Origin of the sequence: Streptomyces sp. HUAS TT7, assembly GCF_051550175.1 — a bacterium.
GTDB lineage: Bacteria > Actinomycetota > Actinomycetes > Streptomycetales > Streptomycetaceae > Streptomyces.
The window spans coordinates 1,102,403-1,119,285 of record NZ_CP196175.1 but is presented as its reverse complement, the minus strand read 5'-3'; the positions used below and the strand labels follow the sequence as shown (position 1 = coordinate 1,119,285).

At 70.5% G+C, this 16,883-nt stretch carries 13 protein-coding genes; 3 read left to right on the top strand and 10 right to left on the bottom strand.

Features of this window, described 5'->3' with window-relative positions; all coding sequences use genetic code 11:
* Nucleotides 1-218: 218 nt before the first annotated feature.
* The 5 genes from ACSHXC_RS05145 to ACSHXC_RS05125 form a co-directional block, all read right to left on the bottom strand.
* A complete protein-coding gene (locus tag ACSHXC_RS05145; protein ID WP_438290403.1) occupies nucleotides 219-1,364 on the bottom strand; it encodes a galactose oxidase-like domain-containing protein in 1,146 nt (381 codons plus the stop codon).
* Nucleotides 1,330-1,749, bottom strand: coding sequence for a hypothetical protein (locus ACSHXC_RS05140; protein ID WP_438290402.1), 420 nt, complete (start codon nucleotides 1,747-1,749; stop codon nucleotides 1,330-1,332). The genes ACSHXC_RS05145 and ACSHXC_RS05140 overlap by 35 nt, the downstream gene beginning before the upstream one ends.
* A 21-nt stretch (nucleotides 1,750-1,770) precedes the next feature.
* Nucleotides 1,771-2,250, bottom strand: coding sequence for a hypothetical protein (locus tag ACSHXC_RS05135; protein WP_438290401.1), 480 nt, complete (start codon nucleotides 2,248-2,250; stop codon nucleotides 1,771-1,773).
* 308 nt (nucleotides 2,251-2,558) lie between these two features.
* A complete protein-coding gene (locus ACSHXC_RS05130; RefSeq protein ID WP_438290400.1) occupies nucleotides 2,559-3,134 on the bottom strand; it encodes a fascin domain-containing protein in 576 nt (191 codons plus the stop codon).
* A 340-nt stretch (nucleotides 3,135-3,474) separates the two neighbouring features.
* Nucleotides 3,475-4,599 (bottom strand): hypothetical protein, encoded by a 1,125-nt coding sequence (locus tag ACSHXC_RS05125; protein WP_438290399.1) that lies wholly within the window; start codon nucleotides 4,597-4,599, stop codon nucleotides 3,475-3,477.
* A 431-nt stretch (nucleotides 4,600-5,030) separates the two neighbouring features.
* Here ACSHXC_RS05125 and ACSHXC_RS05120 point away from each other — a divergent pair, with 431 nt between their 5' ends.
* Together ACSHXC_RS05120 and ACSHXC_RS05115 are read left to right on the top strand one after the other, a co-directional pair.
* Entirely contained in the window at nucleotides 5,031-5,396 is a 366-nt protein-coding gene (locus ACSHXC_RS05120) for a hypothetical protein (protein ID WP_438290398.1), read from the top strand.
* Nucleotides 5,397-5,506: 110 nt separating this feature from the next.
* A complete protein-coding gene (locus tag ACSHXC_RS05115; protein WP_438290397.1) occupies nucleotides 5,507-6,706 on the top strand; it encodes a hypothetical protein in 1,200 nt (399 codons plus the stop codon).
* Between the two features lie 164 nt (nucleotides 6,707-6,870).
* Here the strand turns inward: ACSHXC_RS05115 and ACSHXC_RS05110 are convergent, their stop codons facing one another.
* Complete coding sequence (locus ACSHXC_RS05110; RefSeq protein ID WP_438290396.1) at nucleotides 6,871-7,227, bottom strand: DUF805 domain-containing protein; 357 nt, start codon at nucleotides 7,225-7,227, stop codon at nucleotides 6,871-6,873.
* 368 nt (nucleotides 7,228-7,595) lie between these two features.
* Here ACSHXC_RS05110 and ACSHXC_RS05105 point away from each other — a divergent pair, with 368 nt between their 5' ends.
* Nucleotides 7,596-9,161, top strand: coding sequence for an FAD-dependent monooxygenase (locus tag ACSHXC_RS05105; protein WP_438290395.1), 1,566 nt, complete (start codon nucleotides 7,596-7,598; stop codon nucleotides 9,159-9,161).
* Here ACSHXC_RS05105 and ACSHXC_RS05100 read toward each other — a convergent pair.
* From ACSHXC_RS05100 to ACSHXC_RS05085, 4 genes are read right to left on the bottom strand one after another with little or no spacing between them, the layout of a single operon-like run.
* Complete coding sequence (locus ACSHXC_RS05100) at nucleotides 9,128-10,408, bottom strand: cytochrome P450 (protein WP_438290394.1); 1,281 nt, start codon at nucleotides 10,406-10,408, stop codon at nucleotides 9,128-9,130. The two genes, ACSHXC_RS05105 and ACSHXC_RS05100, sit on opposite strands and share 34 nt — an antisense overlap.
* Complete coding sequence (locus ACSHXC_RS05095; RefSeq protein ID WP_438290393.1) at nucleotides 10,405-11,997, bottom strand: FAD-dependent monooxygenase; 1,593 nt, start codon at nucleotides 11,995-11,997, stop codon at nucleotides 10,405-10,407. Before ACSHXC_RS05095 ends, ACSHXC_RS05100 begins: the two co-directional genes overlap by 4 nt.
* The gene (locus tag ACSHXC_RS05090; RefSeq protein WP_438290392.1) at nucleotides 11,994-15,290 is read right to left on the bottom strand and encodes a ferritin-like domain-containing protein; all 3,297 of its coding nucleotides are present in this window, start codon (nucleotides 15,288-15,290) and stop codon (nucleotides 11,994-11,996) included. The genes ACSHXC_RS05095 and ACSHXC_RS05090 overlap by 4 nt, the downstream gene beginning before the upstream one ends.
* A complete protein-coding gene (locus ACSHXC_RS05085) occupies nucleotides 15,287-16,801 on the bottom strand; it encodes a flavin monoamine oxidase family protein (protein ID WP_438290391.1) in 1,515 nt (504 codons plus the stop codon). Before ACSHXC_RS05085 ends, ACSHXC_RS05090 begins: the two co-directional genes overlap by 4 nt.
* Between the last annotated feature and the right edge of the window lie 82 nt (nucleotides 16,802-16,883).

The following is a 16,883-nucleotide window of genomic DNA, read 5'->3' as shown; positions in this document are numbered from 1 at the left end:
GCCAGGGAGCATCAATGAAGGCGTTCTCGCCGACGAATCGACGCGGGGCCAGTCCCAAGTAGTTGGACACGGCAAATGCCGGTGGCCAACCGCGGTCGTGAGGGCTTCGTGGAGTCGGTCGAGCCCGGTAGTCCAGAGAGGCGTTCGGGGTTGCCGACACCCGCAGATCAGGCCGGCCGACGCGTCCGGGTCTACGAGTGAACCCCGCAGTCGAGCGGTCACTCCGCCAAGTGCCCATCGGCGGCGGGGAGTTCGTGCCCGGTGAGCTTCCCGTCGGGGGTGAGGGTGAAGGCAGTGGGGTCCATGTTCGTGGTGCCGTGGGCGTCCTCGCCGTATGCCTTGAGCGTGATCGACTCGGCTTTGCCCATGTGGATCTCCGCCTCGGCGGCGTGCGCCCACGTGTTGACACGGATGTGCGCCGACCAGTGCAGCACCTCTTGGGACCGCCAGCCGCCCCAGGTGGCTTGGGGGAGAAAGCCCGCCGCCGGGCCCTGCCGGACGGCAAAGACGCCGGCGGCCGGCAGCACGGCGGCCAGGATGAGGCAGAGTATGTAGGAGCCGGGAGGTGCCACCGTGCCGTCCGGCGGGGCGGTGACGGTGAGCGTGGAGCTTGCTCCGGTAAAGGGCACGCTTACGTACCGCTGGTCGCCGTCGAAGGAGCGCGTCACGGAGCCGCACCGCATGAGGACGACCTTCGCGATGGGAGTGGCGGTGGAGGCCGGGGTGTAGTCGACCCGGAAGACCTGGCCATAACCGAGGGCACCCGGCGCGGACTTGATGGTCACCCAGTCGGCGACCGCCACATAGTCGGGCTCGCACAGCTCGATGGACAGGTTCGGGATCGTTTTGTCGTTGAACTGTGAGCCGGCCGTCCACACGCGGCCGTCCGGGGTGAGCAGCGCGACGGAGTGGTACCCCCGGGTCTCGGCCGCGACCGCGCCGGTGCTCCAGCTGCCGCCGTTGGCCGACGGGTGGTACAGCTCGGCCGTGCGGACTCCGTCAGCCTCCTTGTACTCCTCCTTGGTGACACCCCCGGAGACGAGCACGTCCCCCGTCGGCAGGAGGGTAGCGGTGCAGAAGTAGCGCACAGGCGGCCGGCCCGAGGCGGGGTCGGTCAAAGCGCGCGCCGCCGTGGTCACCCATTGCGGGTTGGCGGCCCCCAGGTCGGTGACGACGGCCTGCTGGGCACCGCAGGCCAGGACCCGTGCACGGTAGTTCTCCTCGTGGTGCAACGGCAGCAGCACGGAGGTGGTGGGCTGACTGGTGAAGAAGCGGTCCAGGTACATGCCGTCGATCGCCTGTGGCCCGGTGAACGCGCGCGTGACCTGTTTACCGCCGGGGCTGTAGCAGAGGCTCTTGTCCATGACATCCACCGAGCTGTTTGTCGACGCCCTGCCAGGAATTGTTCTGCTGGCGGTAGATATCCGGCTTGGTGTTGTCGTGCCGCTCGTCGTAGTCGTAGGACCGGTCCCCGTACTTCCCGATCAGCGGATGCCCCGTCAGTGCGAAGACACCGCCGTCCGCCAGTGTCACCAGCGTGGGGTACCACCGCCCGCCGCCCATGGGCGCGCCCGCGGCCCGCTGTGCCGGATCCCGGATCAGCTGTCCCGCGAACACCCAGAACTGCCCCTTCAGGATGAGGAACCAGGGTTGCCAGCTGGGTCCGGGTTCCCACCAGGTGCTCCAGATGGCTCCGTCGGTGCCGGTGGCGAAGAGGTCCAGGTGCTCGCCCCGCCAGAGCGCGGTCACGCTCGCGCCGCGTTGAGCCCGCTACTGCGCGGTGTGATCGAACAGCCGGCTGGAGCGTGTTCCGCTCCAGTGGGCGTGGTGCAGATCCCCTTCGGTGGGGTCGGGAAAGTGCTGTGTACCGCCCGCAACGACCAGCCGCCCGTCCTGCCGGAACGCGTGACCGCTGCAGAAAAGGTCGTCGTCCGGTGAGCCCGGATTGGACACCTGCCGGGTCGCGTAGTCGTACAGCCTGGTGTGATCGATTTGGGCCTTCCCGGCGGGGTACCGGGAGTCGGCCGGCGGATTCGGCTCGTTCTCGATGGCCTCCCACAAGGGGGCCTCCACCCACTGGCTGCCCGAGAAGTAGAGCACCCGCCCCTGTTGCCCCATCGGCAGCAGGGCTGCATGCACCCCCAGTACTTGCGCCGCGCCCCCGGTCCCATTCGGCCCCGAGCCTCCACCGACGTAGACCCACCTGCTCATCGCAGCACCCCCGTTGGTGCAATCGAGCACTTCAGGCAACAGCTCATTGTGTGGCGATACGCGGTGTTCGGGCAGCGGCGCCAGGGCGACGCAGAGACTCGTGGTCGTACGTCGGCGCGCGGCCCGTTCCACCGCGCGCCGAGCCAGTGGACCACGGTCAACTCCCGCCTGTCCCGGGCAATTTCAGCCTCCACAGCGGGCCGGGAGCTGACTGCTCACCGTGCCCGTGATCGACTGAAGGCCAAAGGGGCCGTCTGTCAGCGACCGTCACCCCCATCTGCGGCGTGGCCGGTGCTCAGGATCGACGAGGCTGCTCAAGGTGTCTGCGCGACAGACACGCGTCCTGATCAGAACGGAGTGGTGAACTGCTCCCAGGGGCCTACTGCGGTTGCGCGGGCCCGCAGCATGGCGTAGCTGTCGCCGCCGTAGCCCAGTTCGGCGGAGACAAGGGAGGCATTGGCCATGGAGGTGATGGTCGTGCACCCTTGGCCGCAGGAGCTGAGCGAGAACCGCTCCCAGGGGCCGATCGCGGTCGCACGTGCTCGCAGCATTCCGTTGTTGTCGCCGCTGTAACCCAGCTCAGCGGAGACGTACAGGTTGTTGGCCTGTGACTGCACGGTCCAGTACCAGTCGTTGAAGCACACGGTGAACAGTTCCCACGGCCCCACGGCGGTCGCGCGGGCCCGCAGCATGGCGTAGCTGTCGCCGCCGTAGCCCAGTTCGGCGGAGACCAGTCGGCCGTTGGCCCGCGAGGTGATCACCACGTTGCCGTAGCACGCGGAGGCCGCACCACGTTTCGCATGATCTGCGACCACGGTCGACAGGTCCCGCGGTGCGTTGTCCTTCGCGGCGGGGGCCGCGGACCACGCTGCTGGGGCCATGACACCCATGAGCGCGAGCAGTAAAGCCATCACTATGCTCACGCGTCTGCTGGTACGAAGCGGTCTCGTCATCATTCTCCTTGGTTACTGGTCCTTAGTGGTCGCCCTTCGCCCGTGTCTCGCCAGCAACGGGCCGTTGCCGCGCGCAGCATTTCGTCGGCGGGTGCCGCGCAAGCATGCGATCCGCTGAGCCGCCGCCTTGCTGGTCAGGAAGGGACGGCCTTGGGCGGGCAGACGCCACCGACCGGCCCAGGGCGGTCTGTCGGGGCCGCCCCCGGGTGCTGGCCACGCATACTGTCCGCAGTGGTGGGGGGCAGATCGAAGACGGGGCCCGCAGAGGGACCCCGGTCCCGGTTGCCGAATCACGGTGCAGGGCTGGACGCTAGTTGATCGGTACTGGGCCTGCCCAGGCGCCGGTGTATTCCACCCAGGCGACGTTCAGTTTGCCGTCGTTGCCGATGAATGCCGCGGTGAGGATGTTGTCGGACTGTTTGAACACGGCGACACCAGCGCCGTGCGGGGCGACGCTGCCGCCGACGCGGACCGGTGGGTTCCAGGCGCCGTTGTTTTCGGCCCAGGCGACGCTGAAGTATCCCCACCAGTCGACGGACGCGGCGACCAGGATGCCGGGAGTCTGCTTGGCCATCGCAATGGCGCCGCCGCCTGTGCCCCTGTCGGCGTTCAGGCCGTCGACGCTGACCGGTCCGTTCCAGTTCCCTCCGTCGTTGACCCACGCCACGTGCATGAACCCGTAGGTGCTGGTGAACGACGCCGTCAGGGTGCTGTCGTTCTGCTGGGCCAGAGCCACCCCGCCGCCCGGATTGGTCAGCGGGTAGCCGACCACGGAAGGCGCTGTCCACGGCCCACCGGGGTAGGGCTGGTAGGCGGTGTTGAGAGTGCCCGTGTTGTCGATGATCGTGGCCACCATCCGGTCCACCTGACCGGTCTTGTGCCTGGCCAGGGCGATCGGGGACCCCGGGAGACCGACCGCGCCGCCGGTCGGGGCCGGCGGGGACCAGGGACCGGTGCCCGTGACCGACGCCGTGCGCAGGGTGCCGGAGCTGTCCACGAAGGCGGCGGTGAGCTGGTTGTCGCCGTACTGGGCCAGGGCGACGGATCCGCCGGGTTTGGCGACCTGTCCGCTGATGGGTGTGGGCTGGGTCCAGGGGCCGTTGTCGTCGAGCCAGGCCACGTTCAGCCTGCCCCACTTGTCGATGAACGCGGCCGTGAACCGGGTCCTGGTCTGCATCGACAACGCGACCGGGGTGCCGGGTTCGGCCACCGAGGCACTGATCCTGACGGGTGCGTGCCAGGGACCGTTGTTGTACTCCCAGGCGACGTTGAGTACGCCGTCGGTGTCGATGAACATAGCGGTGAGGATGCGGTCCGACTGCCGAGCCAGGCCGACACCGCCGCCCGGCACTCCGACGGACACGGCGGCGGGAGCCGCGGCGGCGGTGGGAGCCGTCACGGCCACCCCGGCGGTCAGCTGGCAGGTTGTGATCATTCCGACGGCCGCCACCATGCCTGCCAGGCGGCGTAACGCGGGTCTTCTACGGCGGAGCGATGGAAATCGCACAGGGATCCCCTCAGTCGTCTGACGCGGGCCATCAACCGACACCGCGCCTAGCGCCAATCGGGAGGACACAGTAGTGACCGGCGGAATCCCGGGACACTTCCCCGAGTCCGGGCTGTGGCGAAAAGGCTCAAACCGAACTCAGGCCCAGCCCGTCGTTTCAGATGGTGCGGCAAGTCCGGCCCCCTTCTTGTTGCGGTGGGCTGGACGTGGACACGGCTGGCCAATGGCCAGAGCTCGTCCCACGCCGTGGCGTGCGTGTCCGATCCCGTCGGGAACTGCCCCGCTCGGCGGTCGTGCCCGCTGCTGCGTGGTGGTTGGACTCCGCCTGCGCGGGGGCGCTTGGGTTCAGGAGACCGCCCATGACCAGCGTCCGTGCCGCACGACCGCTCCCGCATGCGTCGATCGGCTACAGGATTGATGGTCGCCCGGTCCTGGCCATCGGTGCCACGTCGTCCTACGACCCGAGCAACCAGCCGTCGGCTGGTGACACGGACTGCGGCACCGTCGCCCTTCCTCAACACGAGCTCTCCAAGGTCTTCGCCAAGGAGAAGGATCAAGGCCGCCGAGCGGGTGTCCGCGACCTGCTTGGTCAGCTCGGCCAGCCGCCGGTATTGGCTCCAGGCGTCATGAGGCGTCATCGGGAGTCATACGTGCTTCACCGACGGATCCCGGACAGGCATCCGGATTCCGCTGCGCCGACGCCGAACGTCGTGAAGGTTGAGTGAAGTTCCTGTGCGTCGAACCGTGTGGTGCACGGGATCTCTCCACGCGAAACATGACACAGCATCACCACAGTGCCATTCCGACGAAGTCCACGAGACGAGGAACGCACGTCATGAGCATCGGTATACGAGCCCCGCGGTCCGCAGGCGCCGCCACCATCGCCCTGGCCACCGTCTGCACCCTCACGCTGGGCGCGGCCGGCAGCGCGACGGCCGACACCGGTCCGGCGGCGGCCAATGTGGCCGTCGACCTTCCCTTCCCTCCTGGCGCCGTCTGGAGCCATCCCTCCGGGGTCAACGACAACGGGGTGATCGTCGGCTACGCCGCCGATTCGACGAACCGGTTCTTCCCGGTCCGTTGGAACGCGGACCTCAGCCCCACGGCACTCCCGCTGCTGCCCGGGGACCCGAACGGTGAGGCCCGGGCCGTCAGCGACGACGGCACCGCCGTCGGCTTCTCGGGGCACCACACGGTGCGCTGGGCCCCCGACGGCACGGTCACCGTGCTGCAGTTGCTGCCCGGGGACATTGGCGGCTGGGGCTATGTCTCCGCGATCAGCCGCACCGGCACGGCGGTCGGAGAATCCTCGATCGGCGCGGCCTCCCACGCGGTGAAGTGGGGCCCGGACGGCCGAGCCGTCCCGCTCGCCGCGCTGAGCGGTGACGTCAACAGCACCGCCCTCTCGGTCAACAGCTCGGGCACGGTGGCCGGTCTGTCCTACTCGGCGTCCGGCGTCGCCCACCCCGTGAAGTGGAGACCGGACGGCACTCCCATCGCGCTCGACCCGACCTCGGCCTACCGGGACGTGTGGGTCGGTCAGATCAACGACGCCGGCACCGTGCTCGGGCGGGCCACGCCGGCCGGTGCCGCGAACGACCAGTGGCGCTCCCTGACCTGGAGCGCCAACGGCACCGTCACGGACCTGGGCCGGCACTCCGAGGCGATGGCCGTCAACGCTTCGGGCACCGCCGTCGGCTACGTGCTCGGAGAGGACAACATCGACTACACCGCCACGAGTTGGAGCCCGGACGGCGCCGCCACGACCATCGGCGCCGACTACGAATACACCAGGGCCGTCGCCGTCAACGACGCGGGTGTATCGGTCGGGCACACCGGGCAAAAGTCTCCGTCCAATGAGAACCGCTACGCCCTCCGCTGGGAGCCCGACGGGACCCTGACCGAACTGAACGTGGCACCGCAGGGCAACTCCTACGCCCTGTTCGTCAACAACGCCGGCCTGACCGTCGGCGTCCGGGTCACCTACCCGACGCCCACCAGCCCCGCGCACACCGCGGTGATCTGGCGGCCATAACCACCGCCCACCCGTTCGGGGGCCCACCCGCACACGGGCGGGCCCCCGAACGCCCACCAACCCCGGAATCACTCGGCCACCCCGACCGCCGCGCCACCGGCCCCAGCACCACCACCCCGTCCGCGATCCCCCCAGCGGTGGGAGGTGCGGTTCGACCAGGGTCTCTAGTAGGCGGCCGCTTCCTTCGGATTCGGCCCGTACGCATTGGTGTGCGGCTTGCTGTCGGTCGCCAGCATGACGATCAGGACGATCGCGCCGATCAGTGGGATCAGTGCGAGCAGCTGCCACCAGCCCGTGCGGTCGGTGTCGTGCAGCCGGCGTGCGCCCACGGCGAGGGTGGGGAGGAGCACCGCGAGGCTGTAGAGCGTGCCGATGACCGGGCTGGTGCCGAGTGCCAGGTCGATGAGTGTCAGCACGACGCTGACGATGATGCTGAACAGCGTGAACATCCAGTATTCCTGGCGCCGCGCACGCCCGTTGAACACGGTGTATTTCTTCAGTCCGTCCACGTACCAGTGCATCGCGTCCTCCTGGAAACGCGCTGGGGCGCGTCCCCCGTGGACCGCGCCGACGACCAGAACGTACGGCTGCGAAAAGCGCGGGTCAACCGGTCCCGCATCGTCCGCCAATTCCGTCAATTCCGTTTTGGCTCACGGGAAGATATGGCCGTGACCGGGTGCGTCAGCTGCTGAAGAAGGTGGGGAGACGAAGGAAAGTGCCCACCCCGGGAAGCGGTGACACCCGTGAGCGGCGTACTCGCCGGTGACCGTGCCGTTCCGGCACTACAGGGTTTCCCCCACTGGCCGGAGGCCACCGGAGGGCGTCATGCTCGCCAGTACGCGCCCGGTTTCGGCGCGTTCGGGTCCCTCGGGTGCCAGGGGAGGCACACATGAGCGAGTCCTGCGACGTCTTGGTGATCGGAGCCGGCCCCACGGGGCTCGCCCTGTCGATCGCCTTGCGCCAATACGGGGTGGACACGGTCGTCGTCGACAAGGAACCCAGCACCAAGCGGGAAGCGCGGGCGTGTGTGATCTGGCAGCGGGCCCTTGAGGTGCTGCGCGATCTCGGCTGCGCGGACCGGCTCCATGCCGAAGGCCTGTCGCTGCGGCGGGCCGAAATCCACGCCCGTGGCCGCGCACTCGGTGGGCACGACATGTCCATGACCGACACTGCGTACCCGCAACCCCTCTCGATCGAGCAGGACGCCACCGAGCGGCTCCTCGGCGACCGGCTGGGGGAGCTGGGAACCGAGGTCCGCTGGTCCACTGAAGCGGTCGACGTCCGGGTGACCGGCGACGCGGCCGAGACCGAGCTGAGGGGACCCGACGGCAAGGTGCGGACCGTCCACAGCCGTTGGGTCGTGGGCTGCGAAGGCTCACGGAGTCTCGTACGGACCAGCCTCGACATCCCCTTCGAAGGGGAACGCCGCCCCAACCTCCAGGCCGTACAGATCAACGCGAAGGCCGACTGGCGCCCGCGCTACGCCCCCGATGTCACCTACTTCTTCCTGGAGCACCAGGTCTGCGTGATCGCCAGCCCGGTCCCGGGCGGCGGATACCGCTTCTTCTGCTTCTGCACCGACCCCGATCCGCGCATCGACGAACCGCCGAGCGTGTCGGAGATGCAGAACCTCGTCGCGCGCGCCGCACACGACCCGGGTGCCCGGCTCGTGCCGACCAGCCCCGCCTGGTCCAACCGGGCCCGCTTCCAGGACCGGCTCGCCGGCACCCTGCGGACCGGCCCGGCGCTGCTCGCCGGAGACAGCGCCCACCTGTGGGCGCCCATCGGCGGGCACGGGCTCAACACGGGGCTGCGCGGCGCGCACAACCTGGGGTGGAAGCTGGCCGCCGTGCACCGGGGCTGGGCCGTCGACTCCCTGGTCGACACCTACTCCACCGAACAGCGCCGCACCGCGAAGGAAGTCATGCGGGAAATGCGGCGCAACGTACTCGAACTGCCGCCCACCCGGCTCACCCTCCACGCCATGGGTCTGGTCGGGCCCAGCGTTCTCGCGAGCGAACGCGCGGGCCGACGAGTCCGCAGCATGCTCAGCGACTTCGTGATGCACTACCGGGCGAGCGAGCTGAGCGGGCTGCCCGGCAGCTCCGTCGGAGGGGGCGGAACACCGCGCGCGGGCGACCGGCTGCCGGACCTGCCCGTGGTCGTGGCGGGCCGACGGCGCTCCCTCCACGATCTGCTGTCCTACGAGAAATGGACCCTGCTGCTCCTCCCGGGCGCGCGGGCGGACGACGCCGGGGTGCGCCGGCTGGCCGACACCTACGCCGCACCCATCGACGTCGTACGCGTCCACGCCGAGTCCGGACGGCACTCCGGTCTGCCGCGCGGCGAACTGCTGTTGGTGCGGCCGGACGGATACATCGGGCTGCGGGCCCGTGCGGGCGACCGCGCCCGTGTGGCCGCCTACCTCGACAGGTGGCTGATCCGGGCCGCCTGATTCCCCGCCCGCAGCACCAGGCTGCTCGGCCCGTGGAAGACCAAGTCGTCGGCGTAGCACACCGGTTGGTCCACTGTCGTCGACTCCGGCAGCACCCGGAGGAGTTCGGCCAGGGCGGTCTCGGCCTCTGCCCGGGCGAGTGCGGCGCCCAGACAGTAGTGGATGCCGAGACCGAAGCCGCAGTGGCGGCGGGCGTCCCGGGTCAGGTCGAGGCGGTCCGGCGCGGCGAACCGCTCCGGGTCGCGATTGGCCGAGCCGAGGACCAGGACGACGCGGTCACCCCGGCGGACCGTACGCGAGCCGAACCCCGCATCCGCGTAAGCCCATCGGCTGACCGTCTGCACGGGCGAGTCGTAGCGGATGAGCTCCTCGGCGGCGCCCGGCATCAGCTCGGGACGCGCACGCAGCAGGGCGAGCTGGTCCGGGTGGCGCAGCAGGGCCAGGAGTCCCTTGGCCAGGAGGTTCGTGGTCGTCTCGTGGCCGGCCGTCAGAAGATGGACGAAGGTACCCGCCAACTCGTCGTCGGACAGCGGTGGTTGCTCCCCATCGTCATCCGCGGCCATCATCCCCGCGATCAGATCCCGTTCTCCATCCACCCGGCCGGTCCCGTGCCGGGCCGCCAGCTCCGAGCGGAAGTACTCGTCCAGCTCGCGGGCCGCGCGATCCGCGACGGCGTACGCGTCGGCGGCCCGGGCCGTGCGGGTGCTGGTGGCCTGCTGGAGGCCGACCGCCCGCGCGCGGAACCACGTCCGCAACTCCCGCGGAACGCCGAGCAGTTCACTGATGACCTGAATCGGGAGCGGGGCGGCGAAGACGTCCACCAGGTCGACCGACCCGTCACGGTGCAGTGCTGCGGTGAGCTCGTCCGCCAAGTCGGCGGCCAGCGCGCGGATGCGCGGCCTGAGGCCTTCGACCACCTTGGGCGTGAATGCCTTCGCCACCAGTGCCCGGATGCGGGTGTGCCGTGGAGGGTCGAGGAAGACCATCCAGTTCGCGACCGTCCGCGTCAGGTGCGGGAAGTCGGCGGGGATGCGCGGCGGCGGAGGCGATCCGCCCTCGTGCGCGGTGGCGGCGCTGCGTCCCAGGCGACGGTCGGTGAGCGCCCGTGAGACGTCCTCGTGCCGGAAGAGATGCCAGGCATCCGACGCCAGGTGCACCGGATCGGCCTCTCGGTAGCGGCGGTAGACGGAGTACGGGTCGGACACGTCGGAGCGGGTGAGACGGAACGGGGCCAGTGTGCCGCTCATGCCGCGCCTCGTACCGTGTCCGCCAACCCCTCCGGATTTTCCGGGAGTTCGTCACCGTGCCAGGCGATGTGGCCGTCCGGGCGTACGACCACGAACGCGCGCTCGTAGAGCTCGGCCACCGTCCGGTCGTCACAACGTGTCGTCTCCAGCGGGACGAGTCGCCTCGCGAATGCCCGCCGGAATCCGTCGAGTCGGTCGGTGTCGGCGAAGCGCAGGAGGTGGAAGGCCGGGCCGAAGAGGTCGATGACCGATGCCCCGCCGCCCAGCCAGGCATGGGGGGCCCGCGCCCCCGGTGCTGCCGTCGGCCCGCTGCCGGAGGCGGGGCCGGATGCGATCACGGGCGAGGCGTAGCGGTACCCGAAGTGCACCTCGGGCGCTTCGAACTCGCGTCGTACACCGCCCTGCGCCATCCGCCGCCCCAGCTCCGCCCTGGCCCGCCGTCCCCTCTCGTCGTCGAGCAGGATCTCCGGCGGCAGCGTGCGGCGTACGGTGCGCCGCAGGTTGCGGTTGGCCTCCTCCAGTCCGCGTTCGGCGACCGGGCGGCGTTCGGTGTCGTACGTGTCGAGCAGCCCCGGACCGGCCCAGCCGGCCAGTTCGGCGGCTAGTTTCCAGCCGAGGTCAGCGGCGTCGGCGATGCCGGTGTTCATGCCGAAGCCCCCGGACGGGGCGAGGGTGTGCGCGGCGTCCCCGGCGAGGATGACCCGGCCGGACCGGAAGGTCCGCGCGATGCGGTGGGTCAGATGCCACACGTTCTCGGAGAGCACCTCGACGGGGGTGTCCCAGGCGATCGCCCGGGACACCATCACCCCGGCGTCCTCGTCCTGCGCGCCCCGCCCCGCCGCGCCCGGGACCGTCAGCCGGTACAGCTCCCGGCCGTCCATCGAGCGGAGCGGGTAGCGCAGGGCGCCGGGCCGGGTCAGGAAGTGCACCAGGGCGCCCCGCGGCCCCAGTCGGGAACGCAGCAACGGTGCGCGGAAGAGGATGTTGCGGAAGGTCAGGGGCTCGTACCGGGCGGGTGCGGCGATCCCGGCGGCCTTGCGCACCGGGGAGGCCGCGCCGTCGCAGGCGACCAGGTAGCGGGCCCGGACGGTGAGGGCCGTCCCCTCGGCGAGGTCGGTGGCCGTGGCGGTGACGCCGTCCTCGGCCTGGGTGAATCCGTCCAGACGGCAGCGCAGCCTGAGCGGCCCCTCGGGGTGGACGCCCACCTCTCGCACGAGCAGCGGGCCGAGCCAGTGCTGGGGGCACACCTGCTCCGGTTCGGGCGTGTAGGGCAGGGGCGGCCGGGTGTCCGCGGTGCCGAAGTCGAGCCGCAGGATCTCGTGGCCGCCGACCGCCGTGACCCACGCGATGTCCAGCGGGTGATCGCCGGGCCATCCGGCCGCCCGTATCCGCTCCGCGACGCCCCAGCGCCGGAAGAGCTCCATCGAACGGGGGCCCACCGTACCGACCTTGGGGTGGTCGACCGTCCCGTCGGAGGCCTCCATGACCACGAAGCGCACGCCCCGGTACTTGAGATCCAGCGCGAGTGCGAGACCGACGGGCCCGCCGCCGATCACCAACACGTCGGTGTCCAGGGTGTGTCCGGTCATGGCCGCCCCTGCGTGTGGTGGAAGAAGTCGGCGTAGAACGCCATCATGTCGGGGACCTGTGCGGGCACCGAGCCGCACTTGCGGGCTGCCGCAGCGAGGTGCTCGAAGCGCAGGGCGAGGGAGCGGCGCGCCACATCGGGGCGGGAGTTGAAGGCGGGCTCGACGTCCAGCTCGAACGACGGCCCGGCCGTGCGTCCCCGCCTCCCCGAAGGAAGAGTGGTGAGCAGCTCGCCCAGCGGGCGCATCATTCCCGTCATCACGTCGATGGCGGCGTTCATCAGCTTCGAGCGCCGCAGACTCGCGTCGGGGCTCTCCCCGAAGTGCTGCACCATCAGGTTCAGCATCAGGTAGTACGAGCGGTTGAAGAGCCCCATCACCGCGCGGGCCTCCGGGTCGGTGACGGGATCAAGCACCCCGCCGCCCGCCCGCAGCGTCGGATTGCGCAGCGCGGGATAGGCCGGGTTCCACGGCACGGGGATTCCGTGCGGGCCCGCCGTCCGCTCGGTCGTCAAGAGGTCGCTCATCCGCAGGAACGTCCGGAAGTGCGAGGGCTCCTCCGGCGAGTGCGCGGCTCTGGCCAGTACGCCGCCCTCGCCCTGCTCGGTGATGAAGTCGACGGCGAACAGGGCGCTGGAGAGATCGTCCACCTCCAACTGATAGTCGGGATGGGACCAGTTGACGGACTGGCGCATGAAGAGATGGTGTTCGCCGCCGCCCCGGCCCTTGTCGACCAGGAACAGGTCCGGGACGCGTTGCAGCCCGTCGCGTATCAGTCCGTACAGCTCGCTCACCGAGCCCCAGGCGCCGCCGCGCGGCGTGGCGTCCTCCTCATGCAGCACGGGGGTGAGCTCCGCGGGCTGCTCGATGGCGATGTAGCGCTGGAGGCTGCCCACGCTCAGCGGTTCGAGGGCGAAGTCGAGAGGGATCGGGAGCAGGGAGTTGACGGTGGAGAAGTCGAAGGCCGGGACGTGGAACGGCTCGCCCATCGCCATGACGATGTTGTTCACCACCAGGAAGTGGATCATCTCCTCGCGGGCCACCGACAGCAGCGCACCGCGGATCCCGTCGTTCGGAGTCGCGCCCCCGCCGCCGCACGCGAGCTCCAGCTGCCCGGGCGTCCAGAGCCCGCGCCGCACGTACTCCCGGCCCGCCCCGAAGGTGGGCACGGAGAACGCGGCGTACAGATACTGGAGCATGACCGCGAGCTCCAGCGTGGCGGCCTGTTTCAGCGCGGCCCACAGCTCGCCCCGCGTGGTGATCCGCGGCTGTGCACCCCTCGCGGCTCCGATGCCGTAGGGAACCGGCGGACGCACCTGTGCCTGGCAGTTGCGCAGGTAGGCGAGCAGCAGTCGCGCCTTCGCGTCGGTGAGGTCCCGGCCGGGCGGCATGGCGTACGTCTTCGTCCGGTTGCCCGGATCGCACATCTGCCAGATGAGCTCGGCATACGTCTCGACCTTGCAGCGGTCGGCGAGGCTGAACACCTCCGACGTCATGAACGAGGAGACGTGCTCGTAGTACGCGAAGACCTCGCGGTACAGCAGCGGGAAGTCGACCTCGGAGCTGGGGATCTTGTTCAGGCGCCAGTCGTCGGGCAGGACGCGCACGGCCAGCGCTCCGGCGCCCGCCCAGTAACCGAGCGCGTCCTCGTCGTCGTAGGCCGTCCAGGCCGAGCCGGGCACCTCGGGCGCGGAGCACGGGGTGTCGGCGGGGTCCGCGGTCAGCAGGAGGCGACAGGTCCCCGGCCGGACACCGCGAACCGTGAACCAGCCCTGCCCGTCCTCGTCGGTGTGCGCCACACAGGCATCGCCGTACGTGCCTTCCTCGCGCAGGCGCCCCGAACGCACCCCGAGCACGACGGCATCCGTGCAACGGGCCTGCGGGGAACCGGCGTCGGCGTCGGCCGGCAGGGCGCGTGGGTTGAAGTACTGGCGCAGATGCACCCGGTCGACGGCGGCCGGGCGGCCCCGGACGTAGCAGCGGAAAGGGACCTCGACCGCGTGGTCGCGGCCGCCCGCCTGGTCGGGATGGTGCAGCACGAGCAGAGCCTCGTCGGCCTGGAGGTTGACCTCCTGCTCGGACAGGAGCGTGACGCGGCGCCCCGCGCCGTCCGTCCCGGTCAGCAGCAGGCCCTGATCCGCCGCCTCCGGCCACGCCGCTTCGGCGGGGACGGTGACGATGCCCGAGGTGTTCGCGGCCGCCTCGCCGCGGTACGACTCGGCAGGGATCCGGGCGACGAGGCGACCGGTTCCGGTGGTACGCAGCTCCAAGTCGCCCGCGTCGACGAGCGGGCCGAGCCGGTGCAGCGGGCCCGGTCCGGCCTCCTCCGCGCGTGTGGTGACGGGCACGGCCGTGAGCATGTTGAGCACGGCCCGCCCTTCGGCCACCTCAACGGTCAAAGGACGTAAGGGAGTTGGGGTCCCGGCTCGGCGAGGGCCGCGCGGGGTGAGGAGCCGCCCGGCTGGATAGCTGCGCAGCTCGCGGTCCCGCCAGGGCGCGATGGTGCCCCGCACCTGCCAGTGGCTCGGCGCGTCCGGGACCCGCGGCGTGGACATGTTGGACAGGGAGAGCTGCACCACGAGACCGTCGGCGCCGCCGTCCACTGCGCGGCGCAGTGCGCGAACGGCGCCGGACGGAGCCGCGTCCGGCAGCCAGTCGAGCCCTTCGGCCCGCGTGACCACGAACTGGTGCACCGCGCAGTACCGCAGCTGCGGGGCCAAGAAGTGATCACCCACGTCGAGGATGTGGTTGAAGCCGACCCAGCGCGGCGGATGCAGCCCGCTCACCCGGCCGGTGACCAGATAGCCCTCGTCGTGCGACCTGTCGCGACGGCCGAAGGAGAACTGGCCGACCATCAGCGCGGTGGTCCACCGCGACGCCGGGTCGATGTCGAGGATCCGGGCCCGGTTGACGGTGGTGCGCAGATACTCGTTGTAGTGGCCCCAGACGTCCACGCTGGTGCCGACCACCGGGTCGGCGGTGTCCACCCCGCCGCCCGGGATCTCGACGGACACGATCGCCGCATCCAGCCAGAAGTGCCCGTTGCCGTCGAAGTTCCACCCCTTGGCGGCGCTGAAACAGCCCTCGGGCGACATCCGTCCCGACGCGTCGAAGTGAGGGCCGCGCCGCTGAAGGAACGCGTGGTACTCGCTGCTCGGCCGGTCCGTACCGAACGGACCCTCGTCGGTGAGCGCCGTCTGCGTGGCCAGGTCCACCAGGCCGCTGCGCTGCCCCGTCGGGAGCTTCGTCGTCGCGGTCCCGGCGAAGTGCAGTCTGGGCAGCTCGAACACGCTCATCGCGGCGCTCCCAGGGTCTTGCGGTGCCGCGAGTGCGCGGTGCCGCGTGGCGGTTCGTACTCGGCGATCTGGCGCACGGCGTGCAGCGCCGACTCGATCGCCCCCTCGATCCAGGCGGGCACCGACGCACTGTGCTCGCCCGCGAAGAAGAGCCGGTTCACCGGGCGGGCCGCCCGCAGCCGCTCCTGCTCGCGGGCCGCCGCATCCTTGCCCCAGCGAGTGGCACAGCCGCCCAGGGTCCAGGGCGAGCGCCCCCACACCACGCTCGCCGCACCCAGCACCATGCCGGGCCGCAGCACCTGGGGATGCATCACACCGAGCTCCTTGAGGACGACACGGTAGCGCTGCGCGGCGGGCAGCCGGCCCAGCCAGTCCGCCTCCTCACCGATCGTATAGCTGGCAAGGAGTGCCGCCCCCCGGTCGGCAGCCTCCTCGGCCGGCGGATAGTACGTCTGACGGATGCGGCCCCCGCTGAACGACGCACCGCCCGTGATGCCCTCCTGGAGCCAGAACGGCTCGCGGCAGTGGAAGGCCACCTTCGTCGCCGGGCAGTAGACCGTGTCATTGAGCACCGCCCGCTTGTCGGCATCGAATCCGCTCAGCCACATCCGGCGCAGCACGGGAAAGGGAACGGTGCACACAACGAAGTCGGTGCGCCTGACGAACGTGCGGGTGTCCGTTTTGACATGGAGCAGCACATCGTCGCTCCGGACCTCGATGCCCACCACCTTGTGTCCGCATGACACCTTGGCCTGGAGGCGCTCGGCGAGGCGCCGGGGCAGCTGGTCCATGCCGCCCGCGAGCCGCAGCAGCGCGGGGCTGGTCTCGGTGAGGATGTCGTCCAGGAAGCTGTTGAGCCGGCGGCTGCACGCCGAGCGCAGCCCGGGATGCGCGGAGAACAGGAAGTGCAGGTCGACACGGTCCCGCGCCGAGCCGTGCAGGAAGCTCGTCAGGTCGATCTTCTCGACCAGGTCGAGCAGTTGGTCCCGCAGATCGCTCCGCAGCGCCCTGCGCAGGTCGGGCGGGGCGATCGCGTCGACGACGGCGGTGAGCCAGGCGCCGAACGCGATCGTCGCGTCGCTGTAGCGGGCGAACACGGCCTCGCGTCGGAACTGCCTGCACAGGACGTCCGAGGCGTCCCGGATACGGGTGTGCCCGCCATCGGTCGCGATGAAGGCGTTCTCGTCCGACAGCAGCGTGGTGAAACGGCGGATGCGGTCACCGAGGCCGAGTTGATCGATGTAGCCCAGGGTCCGCCAGTGACGGGTCGGAATGCGCATCGCGCCCAGCTCCACCGACGGCGCGTCGTCACCGGCGCCGAATCGGTGGGTCCGGATGCGGCCGCCGACACGGTCGTTGCCCTCAAGGACCTCGACCCGGTACCCCAGCCCCTCCAGTTCGTACGCTGCCACCAGACCCGCGATCCCCGCCCCCACCACGGTCACTCGTCGGCCGTGCCGCCGCTTCGGCCCGGCGGATCCCCCCGGCCAGACCTCATTCACTCGCACCATCGCGTCCCCCCGTGACTACCTGGATGCGACCGACGCTATGCACGGATCCCCGCCGGGGCCCCGGGGAACGCCCTGGGGAACT